The 16,473-nt window shown below is 74.1% G+C and carries 9 protein-coding genes and 3 pseudogenes; 3 read left to right on the forward strand and 9 right to left on the reverse strand.

What is annotated here, in order from left to right; all coding sequences use genetic code 11:
* The first annotated feature begins 30 nt into the window (after positions 1-30).
* Complete coding sequence (locus DRB89_RS35355; RefSeq protein WP_162688853.1) at positions 31-3,285, forward strand: BTAD domain-containing putative transcriptional regulator; 3,255 nt, start codon at positions 31-33, stop codon at positions 3,283-3,285.
* A 34-nt stretch (positions 3,286-3,319) separates the two neighbouring features.
* Here the strand turns inward: DRB89_RS35355 and DRB89_RS35360 are convergent, their stop codons facing one another.
* From DRB89_RS35360 to DRB89_RS35370, 3 genes are all read right to left on the reverse strand, one after another.
* Positions 3,320-3,817 (reverse strand): YfbM family protein, encoded by a 498-nt coding sequence (locus DRB89_RS35360; protein ID WP_112454028.1) that lies wholly within the window; start codon positions 3,815-3,817, stop codon positions 3,320-3,322.
* 95 nt (positions 3,818-3,912) lie between these two features.
* Positions 3,913-4,902, reverse strand: coding sequence for a zinc-binding dehydrogenase (locus DRB89_RS35365; protein WP_112451844.1), 990 nt, complete (start codon positions 4,900-4,902; stop codon positions 3,913-3,915).
* A 47-nt stretch (positions 4,903-4,949) separates the two neighbouring features.
* Positions 4,950-5,306: a MerR family transcriptional regulator gene (locus DRB89_RS35370; protein ID WP_112451843.1), complete on the reverse strand. Its 357-nt coding sequence runs from the start codon at positions 5,304-5,306 to the stop codon at positions 4,950-4,952.
* A gap of 184 nt (positions 5,307-5,490) precedes the next feature.
* On the opposite strand from DRB89_RS35370, the gene DRB89_RS35375 reads away from it, so the two are divergent.
* Positions 5,491-6,255, forward strand: coding sequence for a hypothetical protein (locus tag DRB89_RS35375; protein WP_204357876.1), 765 nt, complete (start codon positions 5,491-5,493; stop codon positions 6,253-6,255).
* A gap of 103 nt (positions 6,256-6,358) precedes the next feature.
* Here the strand turns inward: DRB89_RS35375 and DRB89_RS35380 are convergent, their stop codons facing one another.
* The 6 genes and pseudogenes from DRB89_RS35380 to DRB89_RS35405 form a co-directional block, all read right to left on the reverse strand.
* Complete coding sequence (locus DRB89_RS35380; RefSeq protein WP_343234645.1) at positions 6,359-8,155, reverse strand: methyltransferase; 1,797 nt, start codon at positions 8,153-8,155, stop codon at positions 6,359-6,361.
* 46 nt (positions 8,156-8,201) lie between these two features.
* Positions 8,202-8,483 (reverse strand): annotated as a pseudogene (locus DRB89_RS45275) (hypothetical protein); the annotation flags it as partial.
* 432 nt (positions 8,484-8,915) lie between these two features.
* Positions 8,916-9,563 (reverse strand): annotated as a pseudogene (locus DRB89_RS45280) (MBL fold metallo-hydrolase); the annotation flags it as partial.
* Positions 9,564-9,678: 115 nt separating this feature from the next.
* Positions 9,679-10,062: a hypothetical protein gene (locus DRB89_RS35390; protein ID WP_112448994.1), complete on the reverse strand. Its 384-nt coding sequence runs from the start codon at positions 10,060-10,062 to the stop codon at positions 9,679-9,681.
* Between the two features lie 83 nt (positions 10,063-10,145).
* Positions 10,146-10,574: a GNAT family N-acetyltransferase gene (locus tag DRB89_RS35395; protein WP_204357733.1), complete on the reverse strand. Its 429-nt coding sequence runs from the start codon at positions 10,572-10,574 to the stop codon at positions 10,146-10,148.
* Positions 10,575-11,115: 541 nt separating this feature from the next.
* Positions 11,116-12,456 carry an SMI1/KNR4 family protein gene (locus tag DRB89_RS35405; RefSeq protein ID WP_162689014.1) on the reverse strand — a complete coding sequence of 447 codons (1,341 nt, stop codon included), beginning with the start codon at positions 12,454-12,456 and terminating at the stop codon, positions 11,116-11,118.
* Positions 12,457-12,789: 333 nt separating this feature from the next.
* Here DRB89_RS35405 and dnaE point away from each other — a divergent pair.
* Positions 12,790-16,248 (forward strand): annotated as a pseudogene (dnaE, locus tag DRB89_RS35410) (DNA polymerase III subunit alpha); the annotation flags it as partial.
* Positions 16,249-16,473: the final 225 nt, after the last annotated feature.

The following is a 16,473-nucleotide window of genomic DNA, read 5'->3' on the forward strand; positions in this document are numbered from 1 at the left end:
ACACTGTGTTACACCTCCGCCCGGCTGCTGGTGAGCGCGCCCCCCGGGTACGCGCTGCGGATGCCCGAGGACGCGGTCGACGCATGGCGGTTCGAACGGCTGCTCGGCGAGGCCCGCCGCCGGGCGACCACCGAGCCGGGTGCCGCCCGGAGCCTGCTCCGCGAGGCGCTGGCGCTGTGGCGGGGCCCGGCCTACGCGGACTTCGCCGACGAGCCGTGGACCCGCTCCGAGATCATGCGGCTCGGCGAACTCCGGCTGGCCGCCCGCGAACTCGCCGTCCGGACCGGGCTCGGGGGCCCCGCCGGCGCGGAGGCCGTCGCCGAGGCGGCGCTGCTCACGGGCGAGGAGCCGCTGCGGGAGGAGGCCTGGCGGCTGCACGCCCTCGCGCTGTGGGCCGCCGGGCGGCAGGCCGACGCGCTCGCGACGCTGCGCCGGGCGAGGGCGGTGCTGGCCGAGGAGGCGGGCCTGGACCCGGGCCCGGCGCTGGTCGAGCTGGAGAAGGCGGTCCTGGCCCAGGACAACGGCCTCTTGCGGGAGGCCACGGATGCGGCGCTCCCGGGCGGGGTGGCGGCGCGGCTGCCGGGACAGGGGCCGGGTCCCGGCTCCGGGCCAGGGCCAGGACCCGCGGAGCCGGCGGCCGAGCGGTCGGCGCCTGCCGCGCCGGCGGACGGCGTACCACCGCGGGGTGGCCCGGCGGACGGCGTACCACCGCGGGGTGGCCCGGCACCGCACGGAACGGCGGTCGGCGAACCGGCGGTCGGCGGCCCGGACGACGGCATGGACCTCTTCGTCGGTCGGGACGAGGAGATCGGGCGGCTGGCCGCGGCAGCGCACCGCGCCCTGACCGCCGGCCCCGCCGTCGCCCTGGTCACCGGCGAAGCGGGACTCGGCAAGTCGGCCCTGCTGCACCGGCTCGGCGACCGGCTGCGCGCGGACGGCTGGCTCGTCGCCGTCGGCCGCACCACCGACGCCGAGGGAGCGCCGCCCGCCTGGGCGTGGGTCGAGGCGCTGCGTACCGTCGCGGCCGCCGCTCCGCCCGCGCCGGGGGCCGCCGCCGTGCTCGCGCCGCTCCTCGCCGAGGGCGCGCCCGCCGCTTCGCGGCCCGCCGGTGAGGACGTCGCCGTGGGGCGGTTCCGGCTGCACCGCGCGGTCTGGCAGTGGCTCACGGAGGCGGCGCGCGGCCGGCCCGTCGCCCTCCTGCTGGACGACCTGCACTGGGCCGACGCCGAGACGCTCGCCCTGCTGTCGGGCACGGTCGACCTGGCCCCGGGGACACCGCTGCTGGTCGTCGGCGCGTACCGCCCGGACGAGGTGGAGGGCCGGCTCGGCGACACCCTGGCCGCGCTGGCGCGGCGTTCACCGGCCCGGGTGGCCCTGCGCGGGCTGGCCGAGGAGTCGGTGGCCGAGGTGGTGCGGGCGGTGGGCGGGCCCCGCGAGGTGGACGCGGAGACGGTGGCCGCGCTGACCGAACGGACCGGGGGAAACCCCTTCTACGTCCGCGAGAGCGCGAGGCTGCTGGGCAGCGAGGGATCGCTGGTGGCGCTGTCCGAGGTGCCCGAGGGCGTGCGGGACGTGCTGCGGCGCCGGCTCGGACGCCTCCCCGACCCGGTGGTCTCCGTACTGCGCCTGGCCGCCGTCGCGGGGCGGGAGTCCGCCGTCGAGGTCCTGGTCGAGTCGGCGGACGCCGATGAGGACGCCGTACTGGGCGCTTTGGAGGCCGGGCTGCTCGCCGGCCTGCTCGTGGAACCGGATCCCGGGCGGATCCGGTTCGCGCACGCCCTGGTGCGTGACACCCTGCTGACCGATCTCAGCCACCTGCGCTCCTCGCGGATGCACGGGCGGATCGGGGCGAGCCTGGAGCACCTCGGCTCGTGCGACGTCTCCGCGCTGGCCCACCACTACGCACGCGCGGCCTCCGCCGCCACCGCGGCGAAAGCCGTGGACCACTGCCTGCGGGCGGCCGCCCTCGCCGAGAGCCGGTACGCCCACGACGTGGCCGCCTCGGTGCTCGCCGAGGCGGTGGCCTGCGCCGATCGGATCCCGGCGGCCGCCGGCGGCGACCGGGAGGCCGAACGCGCCGGGTTGCTGGGCCGACTGGTACGGGCGCAGGTGCGGGCGGGGGCGGTCATGGCGGCCCGCGAGACACGGCGCACGGCGATCGACCGCGCGGTCGGCGCCGGGCGGGAGGACCTGCTGATCGGCGCGTTCACGGCGTGGAGCGAGCCGACTCCGTGGCAGACCCGCCCCTACGGCACGGTCGACAAGCCGGTGGTGGAGATCCTCGAACGCCTGCTGGAGCGGCCCGGCCGCCTCGAACCCGCCGTACGGTGCCGGCTGCTGGGCGCGTACGCCGCCGAGCTGTCCGACGCGAAGCTGCCCGCCGTACGGGCCGCTGCGCGCGAGGCGCTCGCGCTCGCCGAGGGCCTCGGCGATCCGGTGCTGCGGGCCGGGGCGCTCACGACGCTGGTCAAGGAGCTGGACGCGGACCGGGAGTGGCCGGAGCGGGCCGAGCTGGGGCGGGAGCTCGAGCGGCTCGGCGCCGCGCACGACCTGCCGGCCCACGCGTGGTACGGGATGTTCATCCGCTCCACCGCGCTGGGCGCGCAGGGCGATGTGGCCGGGGCGCACCGGCTCCTCGGGCAGTGCACGGAGTTCGCGCGGGCCCGGCGCATGCCGGGTCCCCTGGCCGTCGGGGAGACCGCGGCGGCGACCTTGGCCCACGTAGAAGGCCGGGTCGAGGAGGCGGAGCGCCGCTACCGGCAGTCGGCCGCGCGGATGGCCCGGCAGGGTTCGCCGCATGCCGAGGGGATCCTCGTGGTCGCGATCGCCACCCTGCGGGCGAGCCAGGGGCGGTTGGCGCAGGAGCTGCCCTGGGCCCGGGAGGTGTACGCGGCGTTCGGCTCCCCCGCGGCGGACCTGCTCGCGGTCGCGCTGGCCGCGGCCGGGGAGGCGGAGGAGGCCCGGGAGGTCCTCGCCCAGGCCGGACCGCTGCGTACGGACTACCTGTTCAAGGTCTTCGGGACCTTCCGGGCGATGACCCTGGTGCTGCTCGGTGAGCGGCGGGGCGCCGAGGAGCTGTACGCGGCCCTGCTGCCCTACCGCGATGCCCCGCCGCCCTCCTCCGGGTTCACCGTGGCGGTCCGCCCGGTCGCCCGCACCCTCGGCGAACTGGCCGCGCTCCTGGGCCGCGAGACCGAGGCCGCGGAGCACTTCCGCCGGGCGCGGGTCATCGCCGAGCAGTGGCGCAGCCCGTGGGGGCCGCCGGAGCCGGAACCCGCGGCGTGAGCGTCCGGGACCGCCGCCGGGCATCCGCCGTGGTTCAGGAGATCCAGAGCAGGAGGGCGTCTCCCTCGTCGGCGGCGGCGCGGAGGTAGGGGCCGAGAGCGGCCCAGTGCGCGGCGATCCAGTCCGGCTCCTCGCCCCGGTCCCAGACGGTCTGCGGGTAGACGTTGGCCCCGGCCAGGTCCGCCGGGGTGACACCGGACGTCAACACGTCGGGACCGTGGGCATCGAGGGCGTCGGCGGCGACGCGCACCCGGTCGGCGGTCAGCAGCCGGGGCGGGCCGTAACCCCAGTCGTGACCCTCCGGCCAGGGCATGTCGGCCTCTCCGAAGACCACGTCCACGGGGAAGCCGCGCCGCTGCAGCAGGAAGTCGAGGGCGTTCCACGCCTTGTCGGTCTCGTGCACGCGGGCGGAGGCGACCTGGTCATCGCTCTCGTACGAGGCGTGCGCGTACCGGGAGGCCCAGTCCGGATCGTGGAGCGCGCGCTCGAGTTCGGCGGGGGTGAGGCGCAGGTACTGACCGTTCATGCTCATGACCGGCACGGTAAGCCCCGGCACCGACATCGCCCGTCCGGGCCGGTGAAGACCGCGACGGTCGATGCGGGGCTCCCCCGGCCGGGCACCGGCATTCAACGCCATGGGTCGAGAGCGTGCTTGCCCTGGGTCTCGCGGGCTTCGAGCCGGCGCAGCACGGTCGCCCCCTGGGCGAGGGGGTGGATCTGGGGGGTGCCGGGCGGGTACACGCCGTCGGCGATCAGGGCTTCCAGCTCGGTGAGCAGGTCGGCGAAGACGGCGGGGGCCGCGGCGGCGAGGGCGAAGATGTGCAGGCCCTTGATCTGGACCCGGTGGGTGAAGAGCAGGTCGTGGGTGGACACGGTGGCGTGGCCGGAGGCGGCGCCGAAGACGATGATGCGCCCGGTGACGGGTCGGGTGACCGCCAGGCTGGCGGGGAAGGTGGTCCGGCCGACCGATTCCAGGACGATGTCGACGCCTCCGGTCAGGCGCAGGACTTCTTCGGCCAGGTCGGGGCGGGCGGAGTCGAGGACTTCGTGGGCGCCGAGCTCTTTTACGGTGTGGTGCTTGGCCTGGGAGGCGGTGGCGATGACGTGGGCGCCGTAGTGGTCCGCGAGGCGGACCGCGGCCTGGCCGACGCCTCCGCCGGCGGCGTGAACCAGTACGGTCTGGCCGGCCTTGATCTCGCCGAGCGGCCTCAGCGCGGCGAGGGCGGTGGCCCAGTTCAGGACGAGGCCGAGGGATTCGGCGTCGCTCCAGCCGGTGGGAACGGGGATCACCGCGGCGGCGGGCATCGTCATGTACCGGGCGAAGGCGCCGGGGCCCGCACCGACGACGTGGGTGCCGACGGCGAGCGGGCCGTCGATGCCGGGGCCCGCGGCGACGATCTCGCCGGCGGCCTCGAACCCCGCCGCGTACGGCGCCTTCGGCCCTCCCTCGTACGTCCCGCGACTTTGCATGACGTCCGCGAAGTTGACTCCCGCCGCGCCCACCCGGATCAGGTACTCGCCCGGCCCCGGGACCGGGACGGGTGCGGTCGCGAGGGCAAGGTCTTCCGGTCCCCGGTCCGAGTTCTGGACCAGTACCTGCTGCGTGTCGGTGTTCATGAACCCGACCGTAGAAGCCTCACGCAGGTGTCAAGGTCAAGCCCGTCTCACCCGTCGGCCGCGGCGGCTCCCAGGAAGGCGTCCAGCGCCGACTGCTGGGCGGTCAGCCCCGCTATCCGTTCCGCCAGCCGGTCGCGGTACCCCCGTACGTCCGCCAGGAACTCGGGGCACACCACCTCCGGGACGGCATCGACCGGCAGGTGGGGCATGACCTCCTTGATCAGCCGCATGGGCAGTCCGGACTCGACCAGGAAGCGGACGACGCGGATGCGGTCGATGGTGGCCCGGCAGTAGCGCCGGTAGCCGTTGTGGCCGCGGTCGGGGGCGATCAGCCCCTCTTCCTCGTAGTACCGCAGCGCTCTGGCGCTGACGCCGCTGACTCTGGCGGCTTCGCTGATCATCATGTCCGGTCAACACGCGCGGGTCCCGGGGGTGTTCCGGCGCGCGGCCTCGGACCAGCCGATTCCTTTCCCCAGTACGACTGATCCACCCACTTGGGTGGACCCTTCGCACCACGCCCGGCAGAAGGCGGCACCCGCCCTTATAAAGGGGCCGGTCACATTGGTCTACTGATGGGTCGTCACCACGATGCAGTCCGCCCTGCGGGTATTCGCCGCGCTCTCCGTCCTCTCCGCCGCCGCCATCGCCCCGGCCGCCGCGGCCGTCTCCCCGGCCTCCGCGCCGGCCTCCGCCACGGCAGCCGCCACGGCCTCCGCGCCGGCTGCCGTCACGGCTGCCGCCGCCGCGGACGAGCTGACGACACCGTGTGGCCCGACGGTCGAATACCGGGCCTGGGACTGGTGGCGCACGACGACCAACCCGTCGCTCGCCCGACCCGTGGCCTCCGCCTCGGCGGCGGAGCGGTGGCAGTGGCGTACGGATGTGAACACCCTGTGGCGCGGCGACACCCGCGAAACGGTCGAGGAGATCTTCGAGACCGGCTTCACGCCCCGGGGCGATGAGGTGACCCCGCTCGCCGAGTACATCGTCAAGGGCGGCGGGCAGAACAGCGCGCACCTCAGCACCAGTTGTGAGAAGTGGGTCGCCCAGAAGTTCGCCACCTACGGCAGTGCCAAGACCGGCTGGGTCTACGAGATCTACGCGCCCGGCGGCATCGACGTCAACGCGACGGCCCGCCTCAACGACTACAACTCGCCCTACCTCTGGAACAAGGAGATCGACTTCCCCGGCGGGGTCAAGGGCCGCTACATCAAGGGCGCCTGCAAGTTCCGGCTGACCTACACCGATCCGGAGACCAAGGTCAGCACCTTCGAGGAACTCGGCTGCAAGAACAACATCGCCTTCGCCCCCTACGACTCGGACGCCGCCGCCCTCGCCGCGGCCGTCCGCTGACGGCTCCTCCCACCCTTCCCGCGTGCCGCGGGTGAGGGATCACCCGTCGCCGCCGTCCCCCCGGGGCCGGCGGCGACAGCGACAGCGACAGCGGCGACGGCGTTCACGGTGCGGCCATGGGTCCCGCGGGCGCCTTTCGCGCATGCAGGACGTACGTCTCCAGGGGCAGCGGGCTGCGGTCGAGCAGTTCCAGTCCGGCGTCGGCGAGCAGCCGGGCGTAGTGCTCGGCACTGCGTTCGCGGCCGCCCACGTTGCACATCATGTGGAGGTCCCAGGCCGTGGCCAGTGAGGGGGAACCGTCGGTGGGCAGGAGCCGTTCGACGATCAGCAGGTCGGCGTGGGCCGGCATCGCGCGGGCGCAGTGGCGCAGGATCTCCCGGCACCGGTCGTCGTCCCAGTCGTGCAGGACGCGGGAGAGGACGTAGACGTCGCCGCCGTGGGGCACGTCGGCGAAGTCTCCGCTGTGGTAGTCGCAGCGGGCGCCGCAGCCCGTGGCGTCGAGCGAGCGGCGGGCGGCTTCGACGGCGTGGGGGCGCTCCAGGAGCCGGCCGCGCAGCGTGGGGTGCGCGGTCAGGATGCGGCCGAGGAGTTCCCCGGTTCCGCCGGCCACGTCGACGACGGTCCGGGTGGCGGGCGCCTGGGCCGCGGCCGTGATCACCGGGTGGGCGGGCAGCGGCTGGAACATGCGTGAACTCGCCGCCATGGAACGGTCGAAGAGGTCTGCGAGTTCGGGGTCGCGGGCGAAGTGGTCGAAGTGGTTCTCGCCGAAGAGCTCGTCGAAGGCCGGCTGACCGGTCCGCACGGTGTGGTCGAGGGCGGCGAACGAGCGGTAGAAGGCGCCCCCGTACATCAGGGCCAGTGGGCGCATCGTGTCCGGGGAGTCCGCGCGCAGCAGGCCGCCGAGGGGGGTGAGGCGGAAGCCTTCCTGCCCCTCGGGGTGCTCGGCCACGACGTCGAGCATCGTGAGGTAGCGCAGGAGCGTGGCGAGGCTGTCGGGGTGGGTCCCGGTGCGCCGGGCGAGTTCCCGGATGCCGGTGGCGGCGCCGGTTTCCATGGCCTCGGGCAGGCGCAGGCGTGCGAACGCGGCGAGGGCCTGGGTGGTCCACGCTCCGGTGAGGAGCCGGAGGAGCGCTTCGGCGGAGCGGCTGGTGTCCGTGCCCGGGTGACCGTCGAGATGGGCGGCGAGGGCGTCATGGTGGGCGCCGGGCACGTAGAGCTCGAGTCGCCGGTAACCGCACGCCGCGTCCGCGGGGGTGGTGAAGTACAGGACGGTGCCGTCCTCGTGCGGGTTGTACCCGCCGCCGTCGGGGCGGGCGCCGTGACGGGTGAGCACCGCGCACAGGCCGCGCAGCAACAGCGGGTCCTGATGCTTCAGTTCGAAGGCCAGGTGGGCCTCGTGGCCGCGGGCGCGTTCGTGCGCGGCGATCGGTTCCAGGTCCGAGCGGGCGGGCACCGCAAGCGTGAACACCTCCACCACGCGGCGCTCCCCGGCCGGGCCGTGGACGCGCGGGCGCAGGATCCGGACGTCGAGCTCGGCCGCGTCGCGGTGGTGGCGCCGGGCGAGCCGCGCCCGTACGACGACGCTGGGCTGTGCCGGGGTGTCGGTGGCGAGCCCGCAGTCGGCGAACCGGGTACGCAGATCCTGCGGATCGGAGGGGAAGATCAGCAGCCCGGCGTGGGCGAACCGGCAGTGCGCGGCCACCGACTCCAGTTCCGGTCCGCGCAGGCCGGGCAGCAGGAGGGGCAGCAGGGTGGCGCTGTCGTGTTCCTGCACGAACGCGGCTGCCGCGCGCAGGCGGGCCGTGTCGTCGAGGAGCATCGTTTCACCGGGAAGCACCGCTTCGGCGGGAAGCAGCGCCGCGGCGGGGAGGGTCGCTTCGGCGGGGAGGGTCGTCGTCATCGCGGAGGTGTCCTCGGGCGTGTGCTGGGGCGGAGCGGGGCATGGTCGCCAGATAGCTCCCGTGCGGGGCGGCGGCGGGCCCTGCGGAGGCGACGAGTTCGGAGTACACCTGACCGGCGACCGGCGTCTGGGGCTGGCCGTGGGCGGTCCAGTGGCGGGGGGGGGGGCCCCCGGGGTCGGGGGTGCCGCTGGCCCGGACCTGCACGGTGTCCTCCTGCCCGTGTTGGGCGATGCCGGCTAGGGCCCGGCCCCACGAGGGGACGTGGGGGGTCTGGGTTTCGGGGTCCAAGAGGGCGCAGGCCCTTCTGGAGCCTCGGGCGCTGGCGGTCGGGGGCGTGGGGGTGGGGTGGTGGAGCGCGGGCCGGGACCAGGGTGCGTCGGGGCCGTCGGACTCCGGACGCAGCCCGAGCTCGCGGAGTTGGTTGGCCGCCATCATGGCCGTGAACATCGCGTTCGGGTTGGCTCCGCCGCCCCCCAGCGCGGCGAAGGCTTCCAGGTAGCGGTCGGTGAACGTGCTCGGCCGGACCGATCCGCTCTCCCCGGTCAGTGCGAGCGCCGCCCCCTGCAGGGCGGTGGCCTGCTCCAGCAGCCCGTCCAGGTAGGGCACGGCCTCGGCGCCGCGGCGCACGGCGAAGGTGTGCCCGTCGGTGAGGAGCGTCGCTCCGCCCTCCTCGAAGAGGAGGGCGGCGGCGCCGAGTACGGTCTGGAGTTTGAGCTGGTCGGCATCGGCCATCGCGCCGCAGGGTCCGTTGCCCTCGTCGGACAGGTGGAGGACGCCGCAGTCGGCCAGGTGCACGATCACGTGACCGGCGCAGTGGCCCTGGCTGCGCAGCACGCGGACCGCGCCGTCGGCGAAGGTCCAGCCGATGAACCGGAGCGAGCCGATCCGGATCTGCTCCGGCGGCCGCTCCTCGTAGGTCCGGGTGGTCGCGCCGAAGGGCCGCATCGGCCGGAAGAGCGGCACCAGCTTGCCGGCCAGGGCGGGCGGCGCGGGCATCGGCGCGAACCCGGCGATGCGGTCGAAGGACCGCAGCCAGTACGACACCGGGTCCCGCATCTGGTCGAGGTCGGGGGCGGGCACGTAGTGCTCGGCCGGCACGCCCAGCTCGTCGGCGAGGTCGTTGTTGCCGACGTGGTCGAGATGGCCGTGCGTGGTCAGCAGCAGCGCCCGGGACCACGGCCCGACCCGGTCGGCCGCCTCGCGCAGTGCCGCGCGGAAGGCCTCCGTGACGCCGGTGTCGACGAGGACCAGAGTGTCGCCCACCCGGTGGACGAGTGCGTTGGCGACGTCGGGCTGCCCGTGCTCGACGTCCAGTTCCTGCCCGAGGACCAGCACGGTCCGGTCGTCGATCTCGATCAGATCGCCGAGCTCGGTCACGGCCACGGTTCCTCCCGCGGTGTCGGCCACGAGTCCCTGCCGACGAGCGTACGCCGCACCGCGCGCGGTGTCCCCGGGAAGCCTCCGGTCAGGACCCCCGCGGCCGGTCTGCTAGGGGGCCGAGGCGGCCACGGGGTCGATGCGGCTACGGGGTCGCGGCGCGGAAGAGTGCCAGGAGGGCCCGGGCCGGCGGGGTGTCCGCGTGGAAGAACTGCCTGCCCAGCTCGGGCGGCACGGCGGTTCCGCGCATGCGGACCTCGTGGCAGCTGAAGCAGAAGGCCGCCTCGAACAGCGCCAGGTCGAGGGAGTCGTCGTACGCCGTCATGCTCCAGCCCGGCGAGAATCCGCAGCGGTGCTGTCCGCTGCCGGGCAGGTCCTCGATCAGGGCCAGGGCGTCGGCGACTTCGCCCTCGGCCCAGTGGGCGACCACGCTGCCGGGATACGGGTCGCTCGGCTTCCTCGGGTGCGCGGAGATCTTCACGACCTCGATCAGCACGGTGGCGGCGACGGCTTCGGCGGGGAGCTGCATGGGCGCAGTCTGCCCGACGGCACGCCTTCGAGGCGGACGTCACGAAGATCGGTCCGGCTCCTGCCCCGGGCTCGCTGCCCGGTTCAGCGAACCCTGGGCAGGCCGAACGCCGACATCCGCTTCTCCTCGTAGGAGAGGAACCCCAGCGACCGGTAGAAGGCGTGGTTGCGCTTCCCCTCGGGCGTCGATTCGTGGTCGGTCGACAACAGGAAGAAGCGGCAGTGCGCGTAACGGGCCTTCAGGTGCTCGAGCAGTTCCCGGCCGATGCCCTGCCGGTGGAACGCGGGGTTGACCAGCAGATCCTGCACGTAGCAGACGCTCTCGTCGTCGGAAATCGTCCTGGCCAGTCCGAGGAGCGAGCCCGATTCGTCTCGGGCGGTGATGACCAGGTGCGAGTTCGCCAACCCGCGGCAGAGCTTGTCGACGTCGCGGGTGTAGCCCTCCCATTCGACCGACTCGTAGAGCTGGAGCATCTCCCGCGGGTCGAATACGACCTCTTGCGCAATGATCACACCGGTCTCCCCTGCTGTTCTGTCGCCCCGTGCCACCGACGGCCGAGACGAACGACAACCACCTTGTTCCGCCGGACGGGCCCCGGGCATCACCCTGCTTCGCGCGGAGGACACCACAACTCCACGGCGGAACTGCCCGGCCCCACAGCCTCCGTGATGCTGACAGCGGTACGGTCGAACGTTTCATAGGACCATTCGTCCACGCTCCCCGGGTCGGCACCTACCCCGGTGATCATGCCCCGCAGCAGCCGGCCCGGGCCGTCGCGGCCGATGATCCGCGCATTCAGCGGCTTCTCCCCGCCCCGAGGGGAAACAACGGGGATGCGCGCTTGGATCTCGTGGCCTCCCCGCCCCCTGAACTCCTCGGCCGTTCCCCCGTCTCGGCGGATCCGAGCCGCCAGTTCTTGCCGGACGGATCCCCAAGACCTTCCTTCAGCGGCACGGAACGCCTGGAGTTGAATGGCTGTCGGGCCGCGCACCAGCGTGACGCCGCTCGGCTCCCGTGGGGCGTGCGCTGCGTCGGTTGGTGCGGCCCCGCCGGTCAGACCGCGGGGCCGAGGTCTCCCGCGAGGAGCGTTTGTACGATCTTGGGACGGTCCCAGAGGGCCAGGATCTCGTTGGCGAGGGCCACGACGGGCAGGTGGTCTTGATCCCGCACCGCAATGGCCGCGGCTTTCAGGGTGCGCGGGACAGCTCCGGCGTCCAGCAGGACGCGCCATTCCAGCGCGCCGAGTTCCAGGAACTCCAGTCCAGCGAGCCCAGCGACCTCCAGGGGGTCGGCCAGCGTGCCGGGCAAGGCGGTAAGAGTCCGCAGACGGGGCAGGTCCCTGACGGGCGCGAGCCTGAACGGTGCGCCGTCCCAGGCTCCGATGGTCAGGACTTCCAGGGCGGGATGGGCGGCGGCCTGGATGGTCTCAAGGCATCCGGTGCCGACTCTGGCCACGGCCGGGAGCCCGTCTTCGCGACGGTCACGGCGTTCCTCCCGCATCCGGCCCAGGACGAAGTCGGTGAGGGAATCGGCCACGAGCTCGGCACCGAGGCTCTGCTCGTGATCGACCAGGATGACCTGCCCGAAGTGTCCGGCGGGGCCGGGAGTCAGGTCGACGGCGAACTCGTCGCCGCCGTTGCTCCCGAAGCCGATCCAGCCAGGGGAGCCGGCCAGGGCCTGCACCGCTGCGTCGGACGCGGTGCTGACCGCATGCGTCGCGCCGTGATCCCAGCCGGGGTGACGCACTGCCGCGTCGACGCTGTACAGGTGCTCCAGTCCGGAGAGCTCGCAGCCGACCGCCTCGCCGGCGCGGTCCGCCTCTTCGAGAGGGAAGCCGTCGCCCGAGTACACCCGTGTCACCCGGTACAGCACCTTGAGTTCATCGGACAGCGTGACACCAAGACGCGCTTCGGCGGCAGCGATCTCCTCCTCCGTCGCTCCGACGGCGTCAGGCAACCGCTCGCGCAGCGTCCGCTCCAGCAACTCCGGATCCGCCGATGGTGCCGGCACTGCCCCGGGCACCGGATCCGGGCGGCGGCCCCAGGGCTCGGCCAGGGAGCCGTCGGCCAGGACGAGCACCCCCAGGTCCGCGTAGCCAAGAGCCGGTTCCACAACGGGGGTCGGCCAGACCAGGCCGAGCGTGGTCCTTCCGTCTGGGTGGGCCTCTGCCCTGAATGCGATCTCCCGGACCCTTCCGTGCGCGAGCGCGCGCTGTATGCCCTCCACCGCGGTCCGCGCCGCCGACGACATGGGTCCCCGATGCGCAAGGCTCGTGCCGTATTGGCTGATGCGTCCTGCGACGCGCGCCGACCGGGCGGCACGCCGATCCGTGTCGTCGGCCAGCATGAGCCGCAGCACCGGCTCCCAGGTCGTGAAGTCGGACACCGATGACAAGGGGGGTCTCTGATCAACCATGCGCAGACCGTACGCGGAGCCAATGACGGCGAAGGTGCCGGGCCGCCGCGCCACCGCCTGAGCGGCGCGGGCTCTGTGGCGGAAGGGACTCGGAGCCGGCGGTAGGTCGAGCTGTATTCCACCAGGCCCCTGATCGCCCAGCTGCAACACGTTTCGGCATCCCGTCGCACGCAGCTGAAGGGCTCGGTCGCAGCGGCGCCCGTGGTGCCGGGCGGGTGGTCGGGAGTCGCGCTGTTCGAATTATGTTCGATATGATGGTTGTATCTGGTCAGAGTGGCTGGAAAGGGGTGGTCGGTCGATCGGAGGTGGCCCGTGGGTGGCTGTGCGCACCTCCATGCCGCGAGCGGCTACTCGGCCCGCTACGGGGCCTCTCACCCATCCGACCTGGTCAAACGCGCCGCCGAGCGGGGGGTCGGCACGCTCGCGCTCACCGATCGGGACACCGTCGCCGGAGCGGTCCGCTTCGCGAAGGCGGCCGCCGGGGCGGGGATCCGGCCGGTCTTCGGGGTCGATGTCGCCGTCGCTCCGTTCGGCCCCGCAGCAGCAGGCCCGAACGGAGCAGCAGGCCCGAACGGAGCGGCAGGCCCGAACGGAGCGGCACGTCCGAACGGAGCGCCGGTCCCGAACGGAGCAGCACGCCCGAACGGAGCGACGGGCCCCGCGGCAGGGCCCCCCGCCGCTCCCGGGGGTTCCGCCCGTCCGTCCGCGGGCGGGGCGCGGACCCCGGTGCGGGGCGGTGCGCACGTCGCCGAGCCCGCCCTGCGGGTCACCCTCCTCGCGCGCGACGCCGACGGCTGGGCCCGGCTGTGCCGGCTGGTCTCCGCCGCCCACGCGGACGCCGCCGGCGGCCCGCCCGTCGTGTCCCGGCAGGTGCTGGAGCGGTACGCCGGCCAGGGACTGGTGGTCATGCTCGGACCGGTGTCCGAGCCCGTGCGGGCCCTCGCGTCCGGCCGGCCCGACCTCGCCGAGCGGCTCCTCGCCCCGTGGCGGGAGCTCGCGGGCCCGGACCTCCGGCTGGAAGTCCTCTGGTACGGCCTCCCCGGCACCGGGCCGGGCTCGCTGCGGCTGGCCGCCCGCACCCTGGACCTGGCCGACCGGCTCGGCATCCCGGCGGTGCTCACCAACGCCGTCCGCTACGCCGATCCCGCCCAGCACCGCATCGCCGACGTCCTGGACGCGGCCCGCCTGCTGCGCCCGATCGACCGCCGCCGGCTGGACTGCGGAGAGCGCTGGCTGAAGGGGCCGGCCGAGATGGCCGAGGCCGCCGAGCGGATCGCCGCCGCCGCGGGAGCGCACCCGGGCTCCGGCCCCGGCCGGGCGGCGGAGCTGCTCGCGGAGACCGCGCGTACGGCAGAGCTGTGCGCCGTCGACCCGAAGGCGGACCTCGGCATCGCCGCCGGGCGGCCCGCCTTCCCCGAGCAGGAGGCGGTGGGCGCCGCCCCCGGCCCGTCCGGCGCCGCGGACCTGCTCCGCCGACGCTGCGCGGAGGGGATGTTCGCGCGCGGACTGGACCGCGACCCCCGGGCGGTCGAACGGCTGGAGTACGAGCTCGGCGTGATCGGGAAGCTGGGCTTCGAGTCCTACTTCCTGGCGGTCGCACAGGTCGTATCGGACATCCGGTCCATGGGCATCCGGGTCGCCGCCCGCGGGTCCGGCGCCGGGAGCATGGTCAACCACGCGCTCTTCATCGCCACGGCGAACCCCCTCGAACACCATCTGCTGTTCGAGCGGTTCCTCAGCGTCCGCAGGGCCTCGCTCCCCGACATCGACCTCGACGTGGAATCGGCCCGCCGGCTGGAGGTCTACGACCGGATCATCGAACGGTTCGGCACCGAGCGGGTGGCCGTCGCCGGGATGCCCGAGACGTACCGGGCCCGCCACGCCCTGCGCGACACCGGCCTCGCCCTCGGCCTGGCCCCGCAGGTCGTGGACCGGATCGCGAAGGCCTTCCCGCACATCCGGGCCTGCGACATCCGCGACGCGCTCACCACCCTGCCGGAGCTGAAGCAGCTCGCCGCGGAGGCCGGCTCGTTCGGGCCGCTGTGGGAGCTCGCCGAGGGCCTCGACGCCCTGCCGCGCGGCTACGCCATGCACCCGTGCGGCGTCATCATCTCCAACGCCTCGCTCCTGGACCGGCTGCCGGTGCAGCCGACCCCGGGCGGGAAGTACCCGATGGTCCAGGCGGACAAGCACGACGTCGAGGACCTCGGCCTCGTCAAGCTGGACGTCCTCGGGGTGCGGATGCAGTCGGCGATGGCGCACGCCGTCGCCGAGATCCGCCGCACCACCGGGCGCCAGCTCGACCTCGACAACCCCGACCACGTCCGGCTGGACGATCCCGGCGCGTTCGAGCTCATCAGGCAGGCCCGCACCGTGGGGATGTTCCAGTTGGAGAGCCCCGGCCAGCAGGACCTCGTCAGCCGGCTCCAGCCGCGCGGAGTCCAGGACGTCATCGCCGACATCAGCCTGTTCCGGCCGGGCCCGGTCAAGGGCGGCATGCCCGCCCTCTACATCGCCGCCCGCCACGGCGCCGCCCCCCGCTACCCGCACCCCGACCTGGAACCCGTGCTCGCCGACACCTACGGCGTGACCATCTGGCACGAGCAGATCATCGACATCTTCGCGGTGATGACCGGCTGCGACCGCGCGCTGGGCGAGATCGCGCGCCGCGCCCTCGCCGGACCCGGCCGGCTGCCCCGGGTGGAGGCGTGGTTCCGGCGGCAGGCTGGTGCCCGCGGTTACGGCGAGGAGGTCCTCGACGAGGTCTGGGAGATCGTCGCGGCCTTCGGCGCGTACGGGTTCTGCCGCGCGCACGCCGTCGCCTTCGCGGTGCCCGCCCTCCAGTCCGCCTGGCTCAAGGCCCACCACCCCGCCGCCCTCTACGCCGGACTGCTGGAGCACGATCCCGGGATGTGGCCGCCCCGGGTGATCGTCTCCGACGCCCGCCGCCACGGCGTGCCGGTCCTGCCCGTGGACGTCGACCGCTCCGATCCGGGACACCGCGTCGAGCGGACGCCGGACGGTACGTGGGGGGTGCGGCTCGCGCTGTCGTCGGTGAAGGGGATCAGCGAGGAGCAGACCGCGCGGATCGCCGCCGGCCGGCCCTACGCCGGCCTGCAGGACTTCTGGGAGCGGGCCCGCCCCGCGCTGCCGGTCGCCGAGCGGCTGGTCCGGATCGGAGCCCTCGACGCCCTGCGCGGGCCGCTCACCCGCCGTGACCTGCTCCTCCAGCTGTCCGAGCTCCACCGCCACACCGGGAGCCGGGCGGCAGACGGACAGCTGGCCCTCGGCGGCGAACTCGTCACCGCCGAACCCTCCGGCCTGCCGGAGATGACCAGCCGCGAGGCCCTCACCGCCGAGATCGACATCCTGTCCATCGACGTCTCCCAGCACCTGATGGAGCACCACCACCGCCTGCTCCGCGAGATCGGCGCCACCGACTCCGCCCACCTCGCGGAGATGGGCCCGGGCCGGCCGGTCCTCGTCGCGGGCGTCCGTGCCTCCACCCAGACGCCCCCGATCCCCTCGGGCAAGAGGATCATCTTCGTGACCCTGGAGGACGGCCGCGGGCTCGTCGACATCGCGTTCTTCGAGGACAGCCACGAAGCCTGCGCCCACACGGTCTTCCACTCCGGGCTGCTCCTGGTCCGGGGCACCGTCGAGGCCCGCGGCCCGCGCCGCACCGTCGTCGGGCACATGGTGTGGAACCTCGAGGAGATCGCGGCCGCGCGCCGGGACCACGGGCCCGAAGCCGCCCTCGCCCTCCTCGGAGTCCCGGTCCTCTTCACCATGAAGAGAGTCCGACGTACGGCGACTCGACAGGACTAGCCCCTCGCGGACCTTACCACCTCACGCCCTGCTCCATGCGAGGCCTAGGCTGACCCCCGGGCACGCGCACGCGGCGCCCTCCGCGATCTACAATGCGCAGCGGAACGGCAGAGGGGGAGGGGTATCAGGGACCGGCGGGTGGCGGCGTACGGCCGCTCACACGCGGGA

It is taken from the genome of Streptomyces sp. ICC4 (assembly GCF_003287915.1).
In the GTDB taxonomy this organism is placed as follows: Bacteria; Actinomycetota; Actinomycetes; order Streptomycetales; family Streptomycetaceae; genus Streptomyces; species Streptomyces tritrimontium.

Bases quoted from the DNA above. Each gene is read 5' to 3' on its own strand.
- DRB89_RS35360 (WP_112454028.1), bottom strand. From the start codon at position 3,817: ATGAGCATGAACGGTCAGTACCTGCGCCTCACCCCCGCCGAACTCGAG.
- DRB89_RS35365 (WP_112451844.1), bottom strand. From the start codon at position 4,902: ATGAACACCGACACGCAGCAGGTACTGGTCCAGAACTCGGACCGGGGA.
- DRB89_RS35375 (WP_204357876.1), top strand. From the start codon at position 5,491: ATGCAGTCCGCCCTGCGGGTATTCGCCGCGCTCTCCGTCCTCTCCGCC.
- DRB89_RS35380 (WP_343234645.1), bottom strand. From the start codon at position 8,155: ATGACGACGACCCTCCCCGCCGAAGCGACCCTCCCCGCCGCGGCGCTG.
- DRB89_RS35370 (WP_112451843.1), bottom strand. From the start codon at position 5,306: ATGATGATCAGCGAAGCCGCCAGAGTCAGCGGCGTCAGCGCCAGAGCG.
- DRB89_RS35390 (WP_112448994.1), bottom strand. From the start codon at position 10,062: ATGCAGCTCCCCGCCGAAGCCGTCGCCGCCACCGTGCTGATCGAGGTC.